The organism is Pseudomonas sp. NPDC087342 (assembly GCF_044744265.1).
GTDB classification, from domain to species: Bacteria; Pseudomonadota; Gammaproteobacteria; order Pseudomonadales; family Pseudomonadaceae; genus Aquipseudomonas; species Aquipseudomonas nunensis.
Genome location: NZ_JBIUXZ010000025.1, coordinates 36,904 through 59,358, shown reverse-complemented (window position 1 = coordinate 59,358; position 22,455 = coordinate 36,904). Strand labels below are relative to the sequence as shown.

Here is a 22,455-nt window from a genome sequence, read left to right as displayed (position 1 = left end):
ATGCAATTGCTCGTAGACGGTTTTTTCCTGTGCCAGCAGCCCGGTGTACTCAGCCAGTTTTTCGCTGAAACTGGCGATGTGGCCGGCGACTTCATTAAGGACGGTCTGATAGCCTTCGTCCTTGACCGTGGTTTTCAGCTGTTCGGCCTGAGCCAACGCTTGATCGGCCTGTTCGATCTTGCCTTTGCCGGCGCTGTCGTCGTCGCCCTTGCGGCTCTGATCGAGGCGCACACGGGCTTCGTTCATGGCCTGCAACATCAACCGTGACACCTGGCTGACCTGGTTGGCCTGTTCGATGAATTGCGCGCCGTCCTTGCCTTCAGAATCCTTCAAGGTATAAGCGCCATCGTCCGCCAGACCGGCCTGCAACACGTCGAGGTTATTCGCCACGCTGGACACCGACCAACTGGCCATTTCCAGCGCCAGGTCCTTGGCCTGGGTCAGCGAGACAAATTCGTCGAAGGCCTTGCGATAGGCCGCCAGCGACTGCTCGACATCGTTCATCACCGGCACGTTGGCCGCCGATTGCGCCTTCAACTGATCCGCCAACGCGACCAGTGCATCAACCCCCTGTCGCAAGGCGTCGGCGGTTTTCGGGTTGCCGTGCAAGGCGTATTCCTGTTCCAGCAAACGCACCTTGAGCAGGCCGCTGTTGAGCGAAGACATCTGCTTGAGCCCGTCGAAGCGCTGACTGATGGTTTGCAGGGACCATACGCCAATGGCTGCCACCAAGGCTGTCAACAACAGCACCAGGACAAACCCGATACCCAGTTTTTTCGCCATACCGAGGTTGGCAAAACGTCCTTGCACGGCCGAAATCATTGCTCGTAGTCCCCTGCCATAGTCTGTAGATGGAGATTCGCAACGGGCCTGTGTCAACACAAGTCTCTGGCGTCGGAATAATGGCAAAAAGCTACGCCCACGTCGTTTTCAGAACGTTTTAGGTCGATTCAAAGCAGTGGCCTGGAAAAACCGGCGGGCCCGCGGATCACAGGCATAAGCCACATTGATTCGCTGCCAGTCATAGGTTTCGCCAGTCGGGCTGAATGCCGTCGGGGAAGACAGCAGGACACCGAAACGTTGTGCCTGCGTGCGCAACTGAGCGTAGTCGGACATTGGCGATCGCGCCCAGATGAACAAGCCGCCGGCCGGCTCGCCGAATACCTCCCATTCGGCATCTTCAAGCACCTGCAATGCCGCGGCCCGGTCCACGTTCAGGCGCTGGCGCTGGCGTTGCACCAATTTGCGATAGGCACCGTTGGCCAACAGGCTGGCCAGCACCGACTCGCAAAACCGTGACCCGCCCATGCTGCTGATCATCTTGACCTCGGCCAGCCGCGCAATCAGCTCGGCGCCGGCCACTACAAACCCGACGCGCAGTGAGCTGCTGAGGGTTTTCGAGAAACTGCCGACGTAGATCACGCGGGCGTCGTCATCCAGCGCCGCGAGGCGTGTGCCGGGAGCATTGTGAAAATCCGCATAAACGTCGTCTTCGATCACCAGCACGCCATGCGTCTTGCTCAGCTCCAGAACCCGTTGCGCCACCACGGGGGTCATGCAACTGCCCGTGGGGTTGTGGTGGAAGCTATTGATGAATAACGCACGCGGACGGTGCGTGATCAGTACACGTTCGAGCGCTTGCGTGTCGGGGCCTTGTGGGGTGCGTGGCACTTCAAGCATCTGAACGCCGTGCAGCCTGAGCAAATCGAACAGATGCGAAAAACCGGGATTTTCCACCACCACGCAGTCTCCCGGCCTGAACAGCGTGCGCACGATCAGGTCGAGCCCTTGGCTGGCGCCGGCGGTGGTCAGGACGCGGTTTTCGTCCGCCTCGATATTGAGCGGTTTCAAGCGCTTGAGGATCTGCTGGCGCAACGGCAGCAGGCCCAGCGGCGTGCTGTAGTTGAACAGTCCGGCCATATCGGTGCGGGCCACCTGGCGGATGGCGTAGCTGAGGTCGTCCGTCTCGCGCCAGCTTTCAGGCAAACCGCCACACCCCAGCATCAGTTCACCCGACAAGCTGTCGGCGCATCCCCTTTGCATTAACTCTGCGCCTTCGAACCCGGGAAGCTCCCATGCGTGCGGCGCAGCGGGTGCCGCCGCGGCGACACAGAATCCCGACCCGGGGCGCGACGCCAGAATCCCCTGGGCGACGAGGCGCTCACAGGCTTCGACGACGCTGGATTGACTGAGCAAATTGAGCCGTGCCATTTGTCGCACGGAAGGCAAACGCGTCGCGGGCGGCACTTCGCTTTGACGGATCCAGTTCGCCAGTCCGTCGACGATTTGCTGTACGACGGGCACCATTGCCTGTCGATCAATTCTCAATTCCATGAGCAAGCAAACTCCTGTCCATTTTGCTGACAGCAGTTAATCACAGGAGCGCGCATCAGACTGTGCGACAACGCCGCCAAAAGCGGCGGTTCTAACCATTTGAAACACATTCCCCATGGCAAGCCCGCTCCCACAGGGGGGATTGCGTTATCGACTTTCAGAACGCGGTAACGCCTCCGTCCACGGCCAGCGAATGCCCGGTGGTGAAGGCCGCGCCGTCGCTGCACAGGTACAACACCGCGCTGGCGATTTCCTCGACCTTGCCGATGCGGCCGACCGGGTGCATCGCGTTGGCAAACTCAGCCTTCTTCGGGTCGGCTTCATAGGCGCGGCGGAACATGTCGGTGTCGATCACCGCCGGGCACACCGCGTTCACGCGGATCTTCTTCTTGGCGTATTCGATGGCCGCCGATTTGGTCAGGCCGATCACCGCGTGCTTGGAGGCCGCGTAGATGCTCATCTTCGGTGCCGCACCGAGGCCGGCCACCGACGCGGTGTTGACGATCGCGCCGCCGCCCTGGGCCAGCAGCAACGGCAACTGATACTTCATGCACAGCCAGACGCCTTTGACGTTGACGCCCATGATCGCGTCGAATTCATCGAGGGTGCCGTCGGCAAGTTTGCCTTTTTCGATCTCGATACCGGCGTTGTTGAAGGCATAGTCGAGACGGCCGTAGGTATTGATCACCTCGTCCATCAGATGTTTTACCTCGCTCTCCACGGTAACGTTGCAACGCACGAAGGACGCTTCGCCGCCCGCCGTACGAATCAGCGCTACCGTGCCCTCGCCTCCTGCCGTGTCCAGATCGGCGACCACGACCTTCAAGCCTTCGGCCGCAAAGGCCTGGGCGGTGGCGCGGCCAATACCATTGGCGGCACCGGTCACAACGGCTACCTGGCCGGAAAACGTCATGCTCATTGTTCAGTCCTCGAAGAGAAGATGGCGGGGGATCGCGTGTTTGCAGTCTATCCACGGGGCGGTAAGCGCGGCAGCACTATCAGAAGGCCGGTTGAGTGCCCATGACTCACAGTGATAGAACCGCCCAACCGACTATCACTGCACTGGATCGGCCTGCATTCGCCGCATCAGCCAACCTTGCGGCATCGGCCCTGAAGGTCTATCAACAAGGCTTCATTCATCTTGAGTGCCTGTCATGACTACCCAGACCAATCGCCAATTCCTGCTTGCCAAACGCCCGGTCGGCGCGGCGACCCGCGAAACATTTACCTTTCAAGAAGTACCGGTCGGCGAGCCGGCGGCGGGTCAGATCCTGGTCAAGAACGAATACCTGTCCCTGGACCCGGCCATGCGTGGCTGGATGAACGAGGGCAAATCTTACATCCCGCCGGTCGGTATCGGCGAGGTCATGCGCGCGTTGGGCGTAGGCAAAGTCGTTGCATCGAATAATTCAAGCTTTGCAGTCGGGGACTACGTCAACGGTGCACTGGGCGTGCAGGATTATTTCCTCGGCGAGCCACGGGGTTTCTACAAAGTCGATCCGAAACTGGCGCCGCTGCCGCGCTACTTGTCCGCACTGGGCATGACCGGGATGACCGCTTACTTCGCCCTGCTCGACGTCGGCGCACCGAAGGCCGGCGACACCGTGGTGCTGTCGGGCGCGGCCGGTGCGGTGGGCAGCATTGCCGGGCAGATCGCCAAGATCAAAGGCTGTCGCGTGATCGGCATCGCGGGCGGCGCGGACAAGTGCAAGTTCCTGATCGACGAACTGGGTTTTGACGGGGTCATCGACTACAAAAACGAAGACGTCGCCGCCGGGCTCAAGCGCGAATGCCCGAAGGGCGTGGACGTGTATTTCGATAACGTCGGCGGCGATATCCTCGACGCGGTGCTGAGTCGCCTGGCCCAGAAAGCCCGGGTGGTGATTTGCGGCGCGATCAGCCAGTACAACAATAAGGAAGCGGTCAAAGGCCCGGCGAACTACCTGTCGCTGCTGGTCAACCGCGCACGTATGGAAGGTTTTGTGGTGATGGACTACGCCGCGCAATTCGCCGCCGCCGGGCAGGAAATGGCCGGCTGGATGGCCAAGGGGCAATTGCAGAGCCGCGAAGATATTGTCGAAGGCCTGGAGACGTTCCCGGAGACGCTGATGAAATTGTTCAGCGGCGAGAATTTCGGGAAGTTGGTGTTGAAGGTTTAAAGCGGTTTTTCAACACACCCCAAAACCACTGTGGGAGCGGGCTTGCTCGCGAAAGCGGTGTGTCAGTCAACATTGTTGTCGACTGATACACCCTCATCGCGAGCAAGCTCGCTCCCACAGGTTTTAGCGGTGTTTAGGCGATTTCGGCTACGACGTCGGCCAACGCTTTCGCAGGATCCGCCGCCTGGCTGATCGGACGGCCGATCACCAGATAGTCGGAACCGGCATCCAGGGCCTGGCGCGGGGTCAGGATGCGGCGTTGATCGTCCTGAGCGCTGCCCGCCGGACGAATCCCCGGGGTCACCAGTTGCAGCGACGGGTGGGCCGTTTTCAGGGCCTGGGCTTCCAGGGCCGAGCACACCAGACCATCCATCCCGGCTTTCTCCGCCAGTGCGGCCAGGCGCAGCACTTGCTCCTGCGGCTCGATGTCCAGGCCGATACCCGCCAGATCTTCACGCTCCATGCTGGTCAGCACGGTCACGCCGATCAGCAGCGGCTTGGGGCCGGTACGCTGGTCGAGCACTTCGCGGCACGCCGCCATCATGCGCAGACCGCCGGAGCAGTGCACGTTGACCATCCACACGCCCATCTCCGCCGCCGCTTTTACCGCCATCGCGGTGGTGTTCGGGATGTCGTGGAACTTGAGGTCCAGGAACACTTCGAAACCCTTGTCCCGCAGGGTGCCGACGATTTCCGCGGCGCAACTGGTGAACAGTTCCTTGCCGACTTTGACCCGGCACAGTTTCGGGTCCAACTGGTCGGCCAGCTTCAGTGCGGCGTCACGGGTGGGGAAATCCAGGGCGACGATGATAGGAGTCTGGCAGACGGACATGTGCGGGCTCTCAGGCAGGACGAAATCGGCGCGCATTGTAGCGGAACCAGCGCCGATGCGGGACCCGATGATCGGTAAATCGTCCCGCATACTCCGGCAAGCCTAGCGGGTGCGCCAATTGTGTCGAGCCCGATACACACAGGACACGCCCCCAACAAAGGGCATCGCTACCCTCGGCAGCCGCAACACGTCCTTACAGCACTTCCCGCCTTCGGGCTGGACGCCTATGCTGAAGCCACAACCTCGCAGCCCATCTTTGTGGTTGGCAGCCTACCTGGCAGATGAACGCACGCATGCACAACACCCCTGCACCTGTGAACGATGATCAAAAAGCGCCCGGCGACGACAAACGCTGGAGCATTCGCGCCCTGATCGTCGACGATGACGTCCCGATCCGCGAATTGATGATCGACTACCTGGCCCGGTTCAATATCCACGCCAGCGGCGTCACCGATGGCGCGGCCATGCGTCTGGCGCTGCAAGCGGAACATTTCGACGTGGTGGTGCTCGACCTGATGCTGCCCGGCGAAGACGGCTTGTCGCTGTGCCGCTGGCTGCGCGCCGAGTCGGACATCCCGATCCTGATGCTCACCGCGCGCTGCGAACCCACCGACCGGATCATCGGCCTCGAACTGGGTGCCGACGACTACATGGCCAAGCCGTTCGAGCCACGGGAACTGGTGGCGCGGATTCAGACGATTCTGCGGCGGGTGCGCGACGATCGCACCGAACAGCGTGCGAATATTCGCTTCGACAACTGGCGCCTGAACAGCGTGCTGCGCCAGTTGATCGCCGCCGATGGCCTGGTGGTGCCGCTGTCCAACGCCGAATTCCGCCTGCTCTGGGTATTCATCGAACGTCCGCGCCGGGTGCTCAGCCGCGAACAATTGCTGGATGCCGCCCGGGGTCGCTCGATCGAAGCGTTTGATCGCAGCATCGACCTGCTGGTCTCGCGTCTGCGCCAGAAACTCGGGGATGACCCGAAGAACCCGCAGTTGATCAAGACCGTTCGCGGTGAGGGTTATCTGTTCGACGCGAGAGACATCGGCTGATGCGTGCGCGCTTCGATACGCTGTTCGGCCGCCTGTTTGGCGTGCTGCTGATCGCGATCATCCTGGCGCACCTGCTGGCGTTTTTCTGGTTTCACCATTACGGCCCGCCGCCCCCTCCACCGCCGCCCGGATTTTCCGAGGACTTCGAGGGCCCGCGCCCACCGATGGACCCGCGCTTCGAAAAACGTCCGCCGCGACCGTGGTTCGGCGGGCCGTTGGTGCCGCTGACGTTTCAACTGGTCTCGCTGATCATTGCTGCGTGGTACGGCGCCAAACTGTTGAGTCGGCCGATCCAGCGCCTGAGCGATGCCGCCGAGCGCTTGAGCGAAAACCTCGACAGCCCGCCGCTGGACGAGTCCGGTCCACGCGAGGCGCGGCAAGCGGCCCACACCTTCAACAAGATGCAGCGCCGAATCATCGAACAAGTGCAGCAGCGCTCACGGATGCTCGGTGCGGTGTCCCACGACCTGCGCACGCCGCTGTCGCGGCTCAAGTTGCGCTTGGAACAGATCGACGACGACAAGCTGCAAGGCCAGATGCGCCAGGATCTGGACGACATGATCGGCATGCTCGACGCCACCCTTACCTACCTGCACGAACAACGCACCAGCGAAGCGCTGCAATGGATGGACGTGCAGGCGCTGGTCGAATCCTTGAGCGAAAACGCCCAGGACCAAGGGGCCGATGTGCAGGCCACTGGGCATTGCTCGCCGCTGCAAGTGCAGCCGATGGCCTTGCGCTCGTGCATCAATAACCTGATGGACAACGCCCTGCGTTATGCCGGGGAGGCGCTGATCAGCCTCGAAGACAGCCGTGAAAACCTGGTGATCCGGGTGATTGACCATGGTCCAGGGATTGCGCCGGACAAACGCGAAGCGGTGTTCGAACCGTTCTTCCGGCTGGAGGGTTCGCGTAATCGCAACTCCGGCGGCGTCGGCCTCGGCATGACCATCGCCCGGGAAGCGGCGGAACGGTTGGGTGGGCAACTGAGCCTGGAAGAGACGCCGGGTGGTGGTTTGACCGCTGTCATCAAATTGCCTCGCAACTGAAGCCCTACATAAATCCCCTTGTTAAACATAAATCCCCTTGTTAAACATAAATCCCCCTGTGGGAGCGAGCCTGCTCGCGAAAGCGATTTAACATTCAACATCTATGTCGACTGTCAGATTGCCTTCGCGAGCAGGCTCGCTCCCACAGGGGATATTGGTCTGGCCTGCTGACTCTGTGTACCAACCGGTACAAACGCCACATACCCACGACAACTTGCCCCTTGAGGCTGCATAAGCCGGTGCACTCACCGGTTTTCCGTCCAAAGGAGTGAGCCCAATGATCGGTAGCGTCAGCAGTAACTACACGAGCTATACCAGCACGAGCACCAGCAACACGGCGGCCAACGCCGCCCGCCGTGCAGAGTTCCAGAAACAACTGTTAACCAAGCTCGACACCAATGGCGACGGCTCGGTGAGTCAGGACGAACTAAAAACCGCCCAGACCGAGAAACCCGACAATCGTCTGTTGGCCGACCTGAGCAAGAACTTCACCGACCTCGACAGCGACGACAGTGGCAGCCTGAGCAGTGAAGAAATGGCCGCGATGGCGCCGCCCTCTCCCCCGCAGGATCAGGCGCCGAATACTGATCTGGCCGACGCACTCCTTGGCGCACTGGACGCCGATAGCGACGGCAATCTCAGCAGCGATGAGTTGAGCACTGGCCTGACCGCCGCCGGCAGCACTGCCGACAGCAAGGAAATCTTCTCGGCGCTGGACAAAAACCAGGACGGCACCGTCAGCAAGGATGAACTCGCCGCTGCGATGAGCCCACCGCCACCGCCGCCGCAACAAGCGTCCAGTGACCAGTTCTTCAGCCAACTCGACACGGACAGCGACGGCAGCGTCAGCGCCACCGAACTGAGTAGCGCGTTGCAGGCCAGCACCAGTAGCTCATCGACCTCGACCGACACCAGCGCCGCGTTGCTGAAAGTGCTCGATAGCGACAGCAGCGGTGGCGTCAGCAGCGATGAACTCAAAGCCGCGCTGCAGGCGGGTCGCGAGAAAAACAGCGACAGCTCTACCGATCAGTCGAATGTCAGCGAAGCGTTGCAAAAAATGATCGCCAATTTGAGCAAGCAGTATTCGCTGGATAACGTGGCGAGCGTGGGTAAGTACCTGAACGTTACGAGTTGAGGCAAAAAGCTTCGCGGGCAAGCCTCGCTCCTACAGGGTTCGTGCCCGACACATATCCAATGTAGGAGCGAGGCTTGCCCGCGAAGAGGCCATACGCCCCAACAAAAAATCCCACTGACCGTCGCCGGTTCAGTGGGATTTATACAAGCAGGGGAACTTCAGCGGCGATCTTCAACCCGCGCCTGACTCTTGCTCCAGTCAGTCAACAGACTGTAAGCCACCGCCAACAACGTCGGCCCGATGAACAACCCGATAAACCCGAACGCAATCAACCCGCCAAACACCCCCAGCAGCACAATCACCAACGGCAGATTCCCGCCGCGACTAATCAGGTACGGCTTCAGCACGTTGTCCACACCGCTGATGATGAACGTGCCCCAGATCCCGAGGAACACCGCCATTCCGTACTCGCCCTTCCAGGCCAGCCAGGCCGTAGCCGGAATCCAGATCAGCGGCGGCCCCATCGGGATCAGGCTCAACAGGAATGTCACGATCCCCAGTACCAGCGCCCCGGGAACCCCGGCAATCAGGAAGCCGATCAGCGCCAGGATTGCCTGGGCTGCCGCTGTACCAATCACCCCGTTCACCACCCGTTGCACCGTGCCGGCAACCAATTCGATGTAGTACCCGGCGCGGTCACCGATCAGGCGTGAGAGCAAGCTGTGGACAAACGCCGCCAGGCGCGGCCCGTCGCGGTAGAAAAAGAACACGAAGACAATGCTCAGGGTCAGTTCGAGAATGCCGCCGCCGATCTGCGCACTGCGCGCCAGCAACCAGTTGCCGACCTGTCCCAGGTAAGGTTTGACCGCCAGCATCATTGCCGCGCCCTGCTCATCGATGCTGTTCCAGATTCCGATAAGCCGTTCACCGACCAGAGGAACACTGCCCAGCCACACCGGCGCTTCCGGCAGGCCATCGACCTGCACGTCTTTGATGAACGCCGTAGCATCGCGCACATGGTCCGCCAGGTTGAACCCCAGCCACACCAATGGCACCGCCACCAGCAACATCCAGCCCAGGGTCAGCAAGGCGGCGGCGAGAGATTCCCGGCCATTGAGCCAACGGGTCAGTAAACGCATCAGCGGCCAACTGGCAAACGCCAGCACCGCCCCCCAGAACAATGCCGACCAGAACGGCGCCATCACCCAGAAGCTCGCGCCAAACAGCACCAGGAGCAGAATCTGCACCAACAGCCGATCGTTATTGATCATGCAAATCTCGAAAAAAGTCAGTCAGCCAAAGAGTAGGCGAACGCGCGGGACGCGTTCGCCGGATGCAGCTTACCGCAACAGTTCGATGTGCAGGCCAGAGCCCTCGGCGCTGCCGGTTTCCATGCGCGCTGCACGTACGCCTTGAGCGATCAGCGACTGGCGCCACGCTTCGGCCTTCGCCCCGGAAACACTGACCCGCAGCGTGGTGTCCAGGTTCAGGCCACGAGAAATCAAGCGCAGCCAGGTGTCATCAGGATCGGCATTCAGTTTCGGGAAATCCAGCTCGCCGGTGCTTTTGAGCTGGCGCAGCAAGGTTGCCGAAGTCGGCAGCAAATCCCCCAACGGCGTAGCGGCTTCAAACTGCTCGACGTGCAGGTAGGCTTTGCGATTACCGCGGGTGATGCTGTAAAGCGCCACCAGCGAGTTGTCCTTGGGCGCCGCCAGCCGTAACAGCAAATACGCCTGTTGATCGTCAGCGCCGTAGAGCTTGGAATTGCCAAAGACTTCGTTGGCCCACAGGCTGCTTTCGCCGCAATCACGGGCCTGGCACCAGAACAGCAACTCGGCGCCCTGCTTCTGCAAGGCTTCGCGGGCGGCGGTAAAGGCTTCGGTGGAGGAATGTTCCGGCGGCAGCTCGTAGGTCACCGAGGTGGTTTGCCCACGGGCGCTGACCTGACCATCGAAGCGCAACTGGCCGCTGATCTTGCGGATCGAGCCCAGCGGATAGATCCGTTCAAGCTCCACCGGCGGGCGATAGTCGACAATCTGCGCATCGGCCAGACGCGGCACGATCGGCAGGTCCTGGCTGCCCGGAACATCGGCAGCAAACAACAAAGGACTGAAACAACACAACGCCAACAGGCTGAGTGAACGCTTAGGCAGGCTCATCGGATCAGCATGGCCTGGGCGACCGCGAGGCCATTCGGGGTCGCAGCGGTATAGAGATTTATCATGGTTGTCTCCCTTTTCAACCCGCTCAGCCTCGACAGTTGCCCGACGCAAGTCAAGGAACGGCGAAGAACCGATTGAAACAGTCTGCGACAAGGTCGGCGCCGGCTTCATCATTCAGGTGCAAATGATGGCCGCCAGGCAGCTGTTCACGGCTAAAGGGTAGACGCTCCAGCAACTCGGGATGTTTGGCGAGCATGCCGTCAGCCGCCACCACCAGCAGCGCAGGACAAGTGATGCGCTGGACGAAGGCCATGGCTTGTTCTTGTGTCAGACGCAGCGGCGATGGCAGCGTCAGACGGCTGTCGGTGCGCCAGGTATAACCGCCCGGCACCGGCATCAAACCCCGCTGCGCCAAGAGTTCGGCGGCTTCGCGACTGACCGCCACCAGGCCTTTCATCCGAGCTTCGATGGCCCGGTCCTGCGTGTTGTACACCGGTTTGCGTTTCTCCCGCAGGTCCAACTGCGCTTGCAGGGCCATGCCCATGCGCTCGGCCGCATTTTCGCCTTTGTCTGTAGGAGGAATGACACCATCGATCAGGGCCAGATGCGTCACTCGTTCCGGCATCGAGCCGGCGATGATCAACGAAGCAATCGCGCCCATGGAATGGCCCAGCAGCGCAAACTTCTTCAGCCCAAGTTGTTCGGCGACTTGCAGCACGTCATGGGCGTAATCCCACATCGCGTAACCGGCACCGATCGGCCGATGCCCGGAGTGACCGTGACCGGCCATGTCCAGGGCGATGATGCGCAAGCCTTTGAGCTTGGGCGCCAAGCGGGCAAAGCTGTTGGCATTGTCGAGCCAGCCGTGCAAAGCGATCACCGGCAAGCCGTCTTCTGGACCAAACAGATGCGCCGCCAACTCGATGTGCGGCAGGCTCAGGCGGACTTCTTCGACGACGCTGCTCATGCGCAATCCTGCTGGCGACGACCTTCCCAGCGGCTGAATAGGTTCTTCAACAGCGTGGCGGTGTCTTGCGGACGTTCGAGGGGAAACATGTGGCCACCGGGCATGGTCAGGGACTCGCCCAACGGCATGCGCCCGACGGAGCTGGCGTGATGGCGCATGACCACGCGGCTGTTGTTCCCGCGCACCACCGCCAGCGGCACTTTCAACTGCCGTGCGCGACCGGGACTGGTGTGGGGCACGCCGCGATAGATGCTGATTTCCGTGGCCGGGTCGAAGCGCAGGCGCAGCTTGTCGCCGACTTTGTGCAAGCCGTGTTGCAAGTAGGCGTCGAAACATTCCGGATCGAAACCGCGAAACAGGGTTTTGCCCGCGAAATAGCGGCGAGCGCTGTCCAGGTCGGCGAACTCTTCGCGCCGGCCCAAGGTACGACCGGCCGGCGTCAGGCGATCAATGAAACCGAAGCGCTTGGCGGCGAGGATCACCCATTGATCGGCGCGGGTCAGCACTGGCGAATCGAGCATCACCACGCCGCGATACAACTCGGGGCAACGCAGGGCGGCGTGCAGGTGCAGCACACCACCGAAAGAATGGCCGACGCCCCAGACCGGTTCCGGCTGGCGCTTGAGGTGATGGATCAGTTCGTCCACCAGGTTGCGCCAGTTGTCATCGGCCGGAAAACGCGGGTCATGGGCGTGCTGCTCCAGATGCGTCACCTGATATTCAGGCGCCAACGCCGCGAACAACTTGCCGTAGGTCCCCGAAGGAAAACCATTGGCGTGGGCGAAAAAGATCTGCTGCGACATACCGGTCAATCCATGGGCGGGAAACGTGCGTTGATTGTCCGTAAGACGGTGGACTACAGCAATGACTGTAACTGACAGGAAGGGTGACAGTCTGGCCATGACGCACGCCCCTGTAACAACTGGCGTTCGGCTCATGTAGCAGCTGGCGAAGCCTGCGTTCGGCTGCGAAGCAGGCGCCAATTAAGATTACTCGGTGTATCTGATGCACCGCGTACTCAGGTTCTACGACTGCTTCGCAGCCGAACGCAGGCTTCGCCAGCTGCTACATGAGCAAAACGCAGGTTGCGCCAGCTGCTACACAGGGCCGCGTATCAACGGGAGGGCGGTGTTTCACCCAACGGCACCACCGCCATGGTCAACCGCGACACGCAACTGGCCTTGCCTTCGTCGCTGGTCAAGCGGATATCCCAGACATGCGTGGTGCGGCCGATATGAATCGCCTTCGCCACCGCCGTCACCCGCCCACTGCGCAAGCCGCGCAAGTGGTTGGCGTTGATTTCCAGGCCCACGCAGTAAAACTTGCTCGCATCGATGCACAGGTAACTGGCCATCGAACCGACGGTCTCGGCCAGCACCACCGAGGCGCCGCCGTGCAGCAGGCCGTAAGGCTGGTGCGTGCGATGGTCGATGACCATGCTCGCGGTCAGGGACTCGTCGTCGAAGGCTTCGAAGCGGATATCCAGCACTTCGCCGATGGTGTTTTTCTGGATGGCATTCAATTGTTCAATGTTCGGAGCGGTACGCCACAGACTCATCGCTGACTTCCTTTATTGATGTTGTTCGTCACTCAATCCTGCCACAGCACTGCTTCGTTGCGCTCGCTCCATTCTTCGAAACGCGCGCCATACGCCGCTTCGATCACGTTGCGCTTGATCTTCAGGGTCGGCGTGAGGAAGCCGTTCTCCACCGCCCAGCTGTCCTTGACCACCACCAGCCGACGCAAGCGTTCATGTTTGTCGAGGGCGCCGTTGACCTCTTCCAGAAGTTTTTCCAGGCTGGAATGCAAGGCGTTGCGAGCCGAACTGGCCGCGTCCTGCAAACCGACCGCCGACAACACGCAAAGCCCCAAAGGCGCACTCAAGCCATCGCCGACCACGCACACTTGTTCGATCCGCGAATGCACCGCCAGCCGATTCTCGATCGGCGCCGGGGCCACGTATTTGCCTTTACTGGTCTTGAAGATTTCCTTCAGGCGCCCGGTCAGGCGCAGGTTGCCTTCGGCGTCTTGCTCGCCCTTGTCGCCGGTGCGCAGGAAGCCGTCCTCAGTGATGGTCTCGGCGGTTTTCTCCGGATCCTTGAAATAGCCGAGCATGGTCGCACCGCTGCGCACCATGACCTCGCCCGTCTCGGCGATCCGCACTTCGACTTCCGGACAGGGCTTGCCGATCCAGCCGGGTCTGTCGTCTCCCGGCCGGCCGATGTGCGAGTAACCACAGCTTTCGGTCATGCCGTACACCTCCAGCACGTCCAGCCCCAGTTTGCGGTACCACAACAGCAAGGTCTGCGGCACCGGGGCGGCGCCAGACAAGGCGATGCGCAACGCATCCAGCCCCAGCCCGGCGAGGACTTTATGCCCGACCCGCTTGCCGATGATCGGCAGGCCGAGCAGGAAGTCGAGGCGCTTCGCCGGGATCTTGCTGTACACGCCCATCTGGAATTTGGTCCAGATCCGCGGCACGCCGAACATCGCGGTCGGCCGGGCGCGCTGTAAGTCGGTGAGGAAGGTGTCGAGGCTCTCGGCAAAGAACACGGTTTGCCCGGTGTAGATCGAAGCGAGTTCGACGAACATCCGCTCGGCAACGTGGCACAGCGGCAGGTAGGACAGCAGTCGGTCCGACTCGTTAAGACCGAACAATTGCGTGCCACGGGTGGTGGCGAAACCGAGGTTGCCGAAACTGTGCATCACGCCTTTGGGAAGGCCGGTGGTGCCGGAGGTGTAGATGATGGTCGCCAACTGGTCGGCGGTCGGTTTCGGGTCATCCTGTATCGGCGAACTCTTGAGCAAATCGTCCCAGCTGAAAGCGAAGGTGCCGGGCGGATGCAGTGGCAGGCTGATGGTCGGCAAGTCCGGGCTGACCCCGCGCGACATGCCGGGCCAGTCATCGAGTTTGCCGATGAACGCCAGTGCGGCTTCGGAGTGCCCGAGCACCTGGGCCACGGATTCGGCGGTGAGGTTGGGGTACAGCGGCACCGACACGTGGCCAGCCATCCAGATCGCCAGGTCGGCGATGATCCAGTGGGCACAGTTTTTCGAGATCAGCGCGATGTGGCTGCCTTGGGGCAGTTCCCGGGCGCGCAACCAGTGCGCGGCGCAACGGGCCTGATGACCGACGTCCGCCCAGGTCAGGGTTTCGACCTGGCCACCGCCCAGCGGCTGGACCAGGAACCGTTGGCGGGGATGGCGGGCTTCACGCTCGTAGAACACGTCCAGCGGCAAACGAAAGGCAGCAGACATGCGGCTTGCTCCTGTGTTTTTGGTCTGGAGCAAGCGTAGTCAACCAAGCAAGTGCTTGGTTAATTATTTGTGAGCAAATGCGAACCTGTAGGAGCGAGGCTCGCCCGCGAAGCTTTTGGCATTCTTGAGGGCCCCTTCGCGGGCAAGCCTCGCTCCTACAAAAGCAAAAAGCAGAACTCAGGGATGCTTGATGCCGTTGAGTTTCATCGCCCCCGCCAATGGCAGGTCGCCTTCGAGTTCGGCCAGGCCGGCGGTTTTGACCGCTTCCGGTTGCTGCACATGACCGTGCTGCAAGTAGCCCAACAGGTTGCCCACCAGCGGGTTATGGCTGACCAGCAACGCGTAATCCACCGACACCAACTGCTCCGACACCGCTTGCGGGCTGAAACCGGGGGTCAGCCATTCGACGGTGCGAATGTCCGGCTGGAAACCCAGGGCTTCACGGACCAGTTGCGCAGTCTGCTGCGCTCGCAAATAGGGGCTGGCGTAGATGGCCGTGATCGGCTGGCCGATCAACTCGGCGGCGCTGCGCAACACTTCCTCACACCCGTGCGGGGTCAGGGCCCGTTCGGAATCGGGACGCGAGCCATACGGCTCGGCTTCACCATGACGTAATACCCAGAGTTTCATAGCTTGGGTTCCTCATCTCGAACCGGATGCGGAGCAGGCGCCACCGCGTGCGGTGCTTCACCTTCCGGTGTACGCGGCGCCGGCCAGTCGGCGAACGGCCAAGGCTTCTGGTCGCTGTGAAACGTGCCGAAACGACCGATCTGCGCCAGGAACTGGCTCAGGCTGTCGCCGAAGTTCATCAGGCTGGCGCTCGGGGCGCCATAGATCAAACGATAGATCAACTGCACCAGCACCACCGCGCCGAGGATGAATTGCGCCACTTGCCAGACCAGCAAGAACACGATCATCCACAGCACCCGCAGCAGGATGGATTCGTACTTGGCTTCCACTTTCGGATCATTCATATCCCGTTCTCCCTGCCCTTGGATTAAGTAATCAGTTGAAACCGCTGGTGGAGATAAAGTCGACGTCGGTCTTCGGCTCGGCACGCATTAGCAGTTCGATCACCTGCTCAAGCGTGCGCCCTTCAAACAGAATCGCGTGCAGCCCGGCGACCAGCGGCATGTACACCCCCGCTTCCTGAGACTTGGCCTTGAGCACTTTCAGCGTGTTCACGCCTTCAGCGACTTCGCCCAGGCGCGTCACCGCGTCTTCCAGGCTCAGGCCTTGGCCGAGGGCGAACCCGACCTGATAGTTGCGGCTTTTCGGCGACGAGCAAGTGACGATCAAATCGCCGACGCCCGCCAGGCCGAGGAAGGTCATCGGGTTGGCGCCCTGATTCACCGCGAAACGGGTCATTTCGGCCAACGCCCGGGTGATCAGCATGCTCTTGGTGTTTTCACCCATGCCCAGCGCCACCGCCATGCCGGCGATGATCGCGTAGACGTTTTTCAGCGCCCCGCCCAACTCCACGCCATAACGGTCGGCGCTGGCGTACACACGAAAGGTGCGGCCGTGCAGCGCTTCCTGGACCCGCGAGCACAACTCTTCGTCTTCGCTGGCAACCACCGTAGCGGTCAGCGCGTGCTCGGCGATTTCCCGGGCCAGGTTCGGCCCGGACAGCACGCCGATGCGGGCTTGCGGCGCGATCTCTTCGAGAATCTCGCTCATCAGCTTGAAGGTGTGGGCTTCGATGCCCTTGGTCAGGCTCACCAGCAATTTGCCGCTCAAACGTTCGGCGTGCGGAGCCAATACCGAGCGCAATGCGCTGGAGGGCAGCGCGACGAAGCACAGGTCGCAGGCTTCCAATGTCGCTTGCAAGTCAGTGACGGCTTCCACGCCCGGCAAAATCTTGATGCCTTTGAGGTAACGCGGGTTCTCGCGATTGACCCGGATGGCCTCGGCCTGTTCGGGGTCACGCATCCACTGCCGGACCTGAAGCCCGTTCTCGGCCAGAAGATTTGCCACGGCGGTACCAAAACTTCCGCCTCCCAGGACCGCAATAGGGCGCTGTTCAGTCATATGCAATCCGTTAATCCATACCAGTGGCGATGCCGGCATTATACGGAGCGGCCCAGTCGCGGCCAGCCCCTGCATCAATTACCGGCACTTGTAGGAAGAAGACCAACAAATCCTAGGAAAATGCCCGTAACGTGACTGGAAAAGTCACTGAGCTCGGTTAACATGCGCGCCACTTAATCGCTACCAAGGCTGTGTCGTGTCTTTTGGCTCTCCCTCACCTCGCTCGTCGCTGGTCCTGGCGCTGATGTTCAGCCCGGCCTTGCTGGCTGACGATCTGTTCCTCGACAACGATCCGCTGCCGCAAGTGCTGACGGCCACGCGGCTGAAACAGTCGCCGGCCGCCGTGCCGGGGAGCATGACGGTGATCGACAGCGAACTGATCAACGCCAGCGGCGCCCGGGACATCAGCGAATTGCTGCGACTGGTGCCGGGGATGATGGTCGGCAACATCAATGGCAACCAGGCGGCGGTGAACTACCACGGCACCAACGCCAGCGAAGCCCGGCGCATGCAGGTGTTGATCGATGGCCGTTCGGTATACCGCGCCGGCCTGGCCACGGTGGACTGGAGCGATATTCCGGTGGCCATGGAAGACATCGAGCGCATCGAAGTCTTTCGCGGCCCGAACACCGTCAGCTACGGCGCCAACGCGCTGATGGCGGTGGTCAACATCATCACGCGCAACCCGGCGGACAGCCACGGCACGCGGCTGAAAATCACCCGGGGCCAACGCGGCATCAATGATTTCTATGCCAGCCAGGGCACCGGTTGGGACGGCGGCGATCTGCGTTTATCGTTGTCCGGGCAGCAAGACGATGGCTTCGATTCCGACCGCAACGGCGCCGATTACCGTGACAGTCGTCGCCTGGATCGCTTCAACCTCGCCGTCAGCCAGACACTCAACGAAAGCCAAAGTATCGACTGGCAATTGAATGCCAAGGACGGGACCAATCAGCGGCCCTACACCTACCGTCCGGTGTTTTCGGGGATTACTGCCGCCGGGAACAATTCCGACGTTGTCGCCAAGGATTACGCCGGTTCCCTGCGTTGGAATCTGGACATCAATCCCGATCACAGCCTGTATATCCAGGGCTCGGCGCAACACTGGGATCGCCAGCAGACCTGGCGCGCCTGTGATGCCGAAGTGTCGTTCAGTCCGCAGTTGACGGACCTGTGGCAACTCAACCCGAACTACGCCGAACGCCTGGCGCGCAATATGGAGCGCTACACCGGTTCCGGCGCACCGGCCGGGACCCCGGCGGAACAGGCGTTGGGCAATCAAGTGCTGGAGCAATGGAAAAACGGCGCCCGGCAAACCCTGTGCGGCGACATCGACCAGAGCGCCCGGGAATCGCGCTACGACCTCGAACTGCAGGACACCTTGAGCCTGTCCGATAGTCTGCGACTGGTCAGCGGCATGAACTATCGTTACGACCGGGCAGATTCCGAGACCTACTTCAATGGCACGCTCGACGACACCACGTGGCGCACGTTCGGCCAACTCGAGTGGCGCGCCAGCGAACACTGGCTGCTCCAGGGCGGCGCCATGTTCGAAGACACGCAATTGACCGGCAGCTCGTTGACCCCTCGGGTGGCGGTCAATTACCTGATCAACCCGCGCCATGGCCTGCGCGCGGTGTATTCCGAAGCCATTCGCTCGCCGGACATGTTCGAGAACAATGTGAACTGGAGCTATCAGGTGACCAACCTGCGGCCCAGCGCTTATGGCCAGACCAGCGCCCGCTACTTCGTCAAGACCCGTGGCCCCGGCGACCTCGATAAAGAGCACATGCGTTCCCGGGAACTGGGCTACAACGGTTCCTTCGCCGAGCTTGGCCTGGCGGTGGACGTGAAGCTGTTCTACGACGAAATCACCGGCATGATCAGTGAGCCGTTGCGCAACAACCAATACATCGCCAGCAACGCCAACAATTCGCGGTTCACCGGGACTGAAACCCAGCTGGACTGGCACGTCAGCAACGTCGATCGCCTGCGCCTGACCTATGCCTACGTCGATGCCAAGGCCAGCAATCCGCTGGATCAGCAACAGACCGCGCGCAACAGCGGCTCTGCCGGTTGGCTACGCAACTGGGGCCAGGGCTGGAACAGCGCGCTCTTCTACTATGGAGACGACGCGCTGAACGGCTACCGCTTCGAACGGATCGACACACGCATCGCCAAGCACATCGGCCTGGGCAAGGCCAACCTGGAACTGGCCGGCGTGCTGCAACAGCGTCTCGACAATCAGCCCACCACCTTCGTCGACAATAATTACGACGAACGCCGGGTGCTTTACTTCAGCGCGGAGCTGGCGTTCTAGATGCAGCCTCAGTCACGGAAGACGCCAACCTTTGGCAGCCTGCTGGCCGGGGTGTGCCTGATCGTCGGTCTGCTGTGCAGTCTGTCATCCAGTGCCGTGGAAATTCTGTTGACCGGCGCCGATGACAGCCCCGGCGTGCAATCTTTCACCCAGGCCCTGAGCGAGTTACGCCCCACTGACAGCGTGCGTTTCCAGCCGCTGGCCAGTCTGCCGGCGCCGGGCAAATTGCCCAGCGGCACGCGCCTGATCCTGCTTGACCTGCCGAGCCTCGACTGGCGCCTGCAAGACAGCCAGGGCCCGGCAACGCTGGTGCTGCGCATCAGCCGCCTGCAAGCACGGCAACGTTTGAACAATGAACTGCCAAACCACCTGAGCCTGCTGTGGAGCGATCCGCCATTGGAACGGCAATTGCGCCTGACCCGGTTGATCCTGCCGCAGGTCCGCCGCGTCGGCGTGCTGTATGACCGGCACAGCGAGTTCCTACTGAAAGAACTGCGCCTGGCCGCCCTGCCCCTCGGTCTTGAGATCGTCACCGAGCCTTGGGACGACACCAATGACAGCCGCCCGTTGCAGACACTGCTGAAAAACAGCGACGTGCTGCTGGGCCTCGACGACCCCGACCTGTACAACCCGAAAACCGCGAAAAACCTGCTGCTCAGCAGCTATGCCCGGCAGATGGCGCTGATCGGCCCCAACGCTGCTTTCGTCAAGGCCGGCAGCCTGGCCAGCACCTACAGCGACCAAAGCGACTGGCTGGCGATTCTCGATGATCTGCTCGACCGGCCGCCGGCCAGTTGGCCACGTTCGCTCTACCCCAGACAATTCAAAGTCTTAAGCAATCCACAGGTGGCTCGTTCATTAGGTATTGAACAGATGAATGAAGCATCTGTCGCAACAGAGTTGGCCGAAGGAGAAAGCCGCCCATGACCTTCCGACGCCGTTGGGACATCAACACTCGAACCCAAATCATCAGCCTCGGCCCTGCCCTGTTGCTGACGTTGCTGTTGATCAGTTTTTTCACGTTCGTGCGGATCCAGGACTTGCGCCAGGAACTCAACCACACCGGTCAACTGATCGCCAACCAACTGGCACCGGCCACTGAGTACGGGGTGATTTCCGGCAACAACGACGTGCTCGAAAGTTTGCTCAAAGCCACGCTGGCCACGCCCAACGTGCGCTTCCTGGAAGTGCAGGACAACGCCAACCGGATTCTGGTGTACGTCGAACAACCGTCGGAATCCCACAATCGCTCGCAGCAGGTCGAGGTGTTCCAGGCCCCGGTGCGGCTGCAACGGATTGCGCTGAACAATGACTTTTTCCAGAACACCCGCACGTCGATCAGTGCGCCGAGCGAGGATTATCTGGGCCGGGTGATCGTCGGCCTGTCGAACGACGCCTTCAGCCAGCGCCAGCAAGAAATCCTGTTCAAGGCCGGGATCCTCGCGCTGTTCGCGCTGCTGTTCACTTTCCTGCTGGCCCGGCGCCTGGCGGGCAGCCTGTCGCAACCGATCCGCGACATCGGCAACGCGGTCAAGGCGATCCAGAAAGGCGACTACACCACGCCGCTGCCGATCGTCGATGACACCGAACTCGGGGCCTTGTCGCAGCACATCAACAACCTCGCCGACGGTCTCGAACAGGCCAGCCGCGAACAACATCAAGCGATGTCGCAGTTGATCCAGACCCGCGAGGAAGCGGAAAAAGCCAACAACGCCAAATCCGATTTCCTGGCGATGATGAGCCACGAACTGCGCACACCGATGAATGGTGTGCTGGGCATGCTGCAACTGCTCGAAACCACTGACATGACCGAGGAGCAGGTCGAATACGCGGCGTTGGCCTCGGAGTCCACCGAACACCTGTTGAAGGTGATCAACGACATTCTCGACTTCTCGCGCATCGAGCGATCGGAACTGGAGCTGGAGCATATTCCGTTCAACCTCGCAGACCTGATCAGCAGTTGCGCCCAGTCGTTCCAGCACAGTGCGGTGCAACGCAAGCTCGACCTCCAGCTGCTGATTCCCGACGACATGCGCGCCTTGCAGGTTCAGGGCGATCCGACGCGGATCCGGCAGATTCTGGTCAACCTGATCGGCAACGCGCTGAAATTTACCGAACAGGGCCGCGTGACCATCGAACCGCAGTGGCAATCGCTGGATCACGAATTGCTGTGGTTCACCTGCAGCGTGCGCGACAGCGGCATCGGAATCTCGCCTGAAAGCCTGGAATTGATGTTCAACGCGTTCCAGCAGGCCGACAGTTCCATTTCAAGACGTTACGGCGGCACCGGGCTGGGTTTACCGATTGCCCGCACCCTGGCCGAGCGCATGGGCGGCACGTTGCGCGCCCAGAGCGAAGAAGGTCGCGGCTCGGTGTTTACCCTCGAAATCCCCTTGGCTCTTTATAAGCAGGCGCTGCCGGAACTGGCGCCACCACGGGCGCCGATGGGCAATGGCCATGGCGAAGGACGCAATGTGCTGCTGGTGGAGGACAACCCGGTCAATCAGACGGTGATCGAAGCAATGTTGCGCAGCCTGGGCTTTACTGTCAGCGTCGCCACCGATGGGGCGCAGGCTGTACGCAGTGCCGAGAGTCTGATTTTCGAGGCGATTCTGATGGACTGCCGGTTGCCGATCATCGACGGCTACGAAGCCACCCGACAGATTCGCCAACTGCCCGGCTGCCTGGACCTGCCGATCATCGCCCTGACGGCCAATGCCTTGCAGGGCGACCGCGAAGCCTGTTTGTCGGCGGGCATGAACGATTACCTGGCCAAGCCCTTCAAACGGACTGATCTGCAGCAAATTCTGCAGCGTTGGGTGCAGTAGTGCTGTCCTTTCGGCTATCTGCGACTGGCGTGAAAGGCGAAAGTGCGGCAGTCTTAGGCACCCGAACAGGCCCGAAAAGGGGCTTGAATAATAATTTCAGTGCACAAGTGTACATTCATGTCCTTGGTGCTGTGACTTTCACCACAACGCAATAGTCTATGAGTAGGCTGTCGACTCGAGGCATGAACGCTTCGATCGGCCGGGAAGATTTGCCCCACCCTGCCGCACGGGACTATTGAGGAGCTCGCATGACCAAACAAAACGCCTTTACTCGGGAAGATCTGCTGCGCTGCAGTCGCGGTGAGCTGTTCGGCCCAGGTAACGCGCAACTGCCCGCCCAAGCCTGATACAACCAAATCAACGGCCATATCGCTGCAGCTATAAAGAC

General features: G+C 61.2%; 19 protein-coding genes and 1 pseudogene. 8 read left to right on the top strand and 12 right to left on the bottom strand.

Features of this window, described 5'->3' with window-relative positions; translation table 11 throughout:
• Nucleotides 1-930: 930 nt before the first annotated feature.
• A complete protein-coding gene (locus tag ACIOYV_RS28540) occupies nt 931-2,334 on the bottom strand; it encodes a PLP-dependent aminotransferase family protein (RefSeq protein WP_401329155.1) in 1,404 nt (467 codons plus the stop codon).
• A 157-nt stretch (nt 2,335-2,491) separates the two neighbouring features.
• A complete protein-coding gene (locus ACIOYV_RS28535; RefSeq protein ID WP_163912977.1) occupies nt 2,492-3,253 on the bottom strand; it encodes an SDR family oxidoreductase in 762 nt (253 codons plus the stop codon).
• Nucleotides 3,254-3,488: 235 nt separating this feature from the next.
• On the opposite strand from ACIOYV_RS28535, the gene ACIOYV_RS28530 reads away from it, so the two are divergent.
• Nucleotides 3,489-4,493, top strand: a complete 1,005-nt coding sequence (locus ACIOYV_RS28530) for an NADP-dependent oxidoreductase (protein WP_401329152.1) — start codon at nt 3,489-3,491, stop codon at nt 4,491-4,493.
• A 133-nt stretch (nt 4,494-4,626) separates the two neighbouring features.
• On the opposite strand, the gene pyrF is transcribed toward ACIOYV_RS28530, so the two are convergent.
• Nucleotides 4,627-5,325, bottom strand: a complete 699-nt coding sequence (pyrF, locus tag ACIOYV_RS28525) for an orotidine-5'-phosphate decarboxylase (RefSeq protein WP_185066885.1) — start codon at nt 5,323-5,325, stop codon at nt 4,627-4,629.
• 293 nt (nt 5,326-5,618) lie between these two features.
• Between pyrF and ACIOYV_RS28520 the strand changes: the two genes are divergently transcribed.
• From ACIOYV_RS28520 to xopAW, 3 genes are all read left to right on the top strand, one after another.
• Nucleotides 5,619-6,377, top strand: coding sequence for a response regulator (locus ACIOYV_RS28520; RefSeq protein ID WP_054054921.1), 759 nt, complete (start codon nt 5,619-5,621; stop codon nt 6,375-6,377).
• Entirely contained in the window at nt 6,377-7,426 is a 1,050-nt protein-coding gene (locus ACIOYV_RS28515) for a sensor histidine kinase (protein ID WP_401329148.1), read from the top strand. Before ACIOYV_RS28520 ends, ACIOYV_RS28515 begins: the two co-directional genes overlap by 1 nt.
• Before the next feature lie 277 nt (nt 7,427-7,703).
• The gene (gene xopAW, locus ACIOYV_RS28510) at nt 7,704-8,561 is read left to right on the top strand and encodes a XopAW family type III secretion system calcium-binding effector (protein WP_401329145.1); all 858 of its coding nucleotides are present in this window, start codon (nt 7,704-7,706) and stop codon (nt 8,559-8,561) included.
• A gap of 158 nt (nt 8,562-8,719) precedes the next feature.
• Here the strand turns inward: xopAW and ACIOYV_RS28505 are convergent, their stop codons facing one another.
• The 9 genes from ACIOYV_RS28505 to ACIOYV_RS28465 form a co-directional block, all read right to left on the bottom strand.
• Nucleotides 8,720-9,772, bottom strand: coding sequence for an AI-2E family transporter (locus ACIOYV_RS28505; RefSeq protein WP_054054917.1), 1,053 nt, complete (start codon nt 9,770-9,772; stop codon nt 8,720-8,722).
• 69 nt (nt 9,773-9,841) lie between these two features.
• Nucleotides 9,842-10,660, bottom strand: a complete 819-nt coding sequence (locus ACIOYV_RS28500) for a DUF4892 domain-containing protein (RefSeq protein WP_054613836.1) — start codon at nt 10,658-10,660, stop codon at nt 9,842-9,844.
• A 115-nt stretch (nt 10,661-10,775) separates the two neighbouring features.
• Nucleotides 10,776-11,630: an alpha/beta hydrolase gene (locus tag ACIOYV_RS28495; protein WP_401329140.1), complete on the bottom strand. Its 855-nt coding sequence runs from the start codon at nt 11,628-11,630 to the stop codon at nt 10,776-10,778.
• Nucleotides 11,627-12,433 carry an alpha/beta fold hydrolase gene (locus ACIOYV_RS28490; RefSeq protein ID WP_054613834.1) on the bottom strand — a complete coding sequence of 269 codons (807 nt, stop codon included), beginning with the start codon at nt 12,431-12,433 and terminating at the stop codon, nt 11,627-11,629. Before ACIOYV_RS28490 ends, ACIOYV_RS28495 begins: the two co-directional genes overlap by 4 nt.
• 311 nt (nt 12,434-12,744) lie before the next feature.
• Entirely contained in the window at nt 12,745-13,188 is a 444-nt protein-coding gene (locus ACIOYV_RS28485) for a hotdog fold thioesterase (RefSeq protein WP_401329136.1), read from the bottom strand.
• Nucleotides 13,189-13,220: 32 nt separating this feature from the next.
• Nucleotides 13,221-14,888 (bottom strand): AMP-binding protein, encoded by a 1,668-nt coding sequence (locus ACIOYV_RS28480; RefSeq protein WP_401329133.1) that lies wholly within the window; start codon nt 14,886-14,888, stop codon nt 13,221-13,223.
• Nucleotides 14,889-15,065: 177 nt separating this feature from the next.
• Nucleotides 15,066-15,518: a phosphohistidine phosphatase SixA gene (sixA, locus tag ACIOYV_RS28475; RefSeq protein ID WP_054054906.1), complete on the bottom strand. Its 453-nt coding sequence runs from the start codon at nt 15,516-15,518 to the stop codon at nt 15,066-15,068.
• Nucleotides 15,515-15,862 (bottom strand): DUF4389 domain-containing protein, encoded by a 348-nt coding sequence (locus ACIOYV_RS28470; RefSeq protein ID WP_054054904.1) that lies wholly within the window; start codon nt 15,860-15,862, stop codon nt 15,515-15,517. The genes sixA and ACIOYV_RS28470 overlap by 4 nt, the downstream gene beginning before the upstream one ends.
• A gap of 31 nt (nt 15,863-15,893) precedes the next feature.
• Entirely contained in the window at nt 15,894-16,919 is a 1,026-nt protein-coding gene (locus tag ACIOYV_RS28465) for an NAD(P)H-dependent glycerol-3-phosphate dehydrogenase (RefSeq protein ID WP_054054902.1), read from the bottom strand.
• A 196-nt stretch (nt 16,920-17,115) separates the two neighbouring features.
• Between ACIOYV_RS28465 and ACIOYV_RS28460 the strand changes: the two genes are divergently transcribed.
• From ACIOYV_RS28460 to ACIOYV_RS28445, 4 genes and pseudogenes are all read left to right on the top strand, one after another.
• Entirely contained in the window at nt 17,116-19,239 is a 2,124-nt protein-coding gene (locus ACIOYV_RS28460) for a TonB-dependent receptor plug domain-containing protein (protein WP_401329129.1), read from the top strand.
• Nucleotides 19,240-20,166, top strand: coding sequence for an ABC transporter substrate-binding protein (locus tag ACIOYV_RS28455; RefSeq protein ID WP_401329126.1), 927 nt, complete (start codon nt 19,240-19,242; stop codon nt 20,164-20,166).
• Nucleotides 20,163-22,067, top strand: a complete 1,905-nt coding sequence (locus ACIOYV_RS28450) for an ATP-binding protein (RefSeq protein ID WP_401329123.1) — start codon at nt 20,163-20,165, stop codon at nt 22,065-22,067. Before ACIOYV_RS28455 ends, ACIOYV_RS28450 begins: the two co-directional genes overlap by 4 nt.
• A 248-nt stretch (nt 22,068-22,315) precedes the next feature.
• A pseudogene (locus ACIOYV_RS28445) lies at nt 22,316-22,393 on the top strand (beta-hydroxydecanoyl-ACP dehydratase); the annotation flags it as partial.
• Between the last annotated feature and the right edge of the window lie 62 nt (nt 22,394-22,455).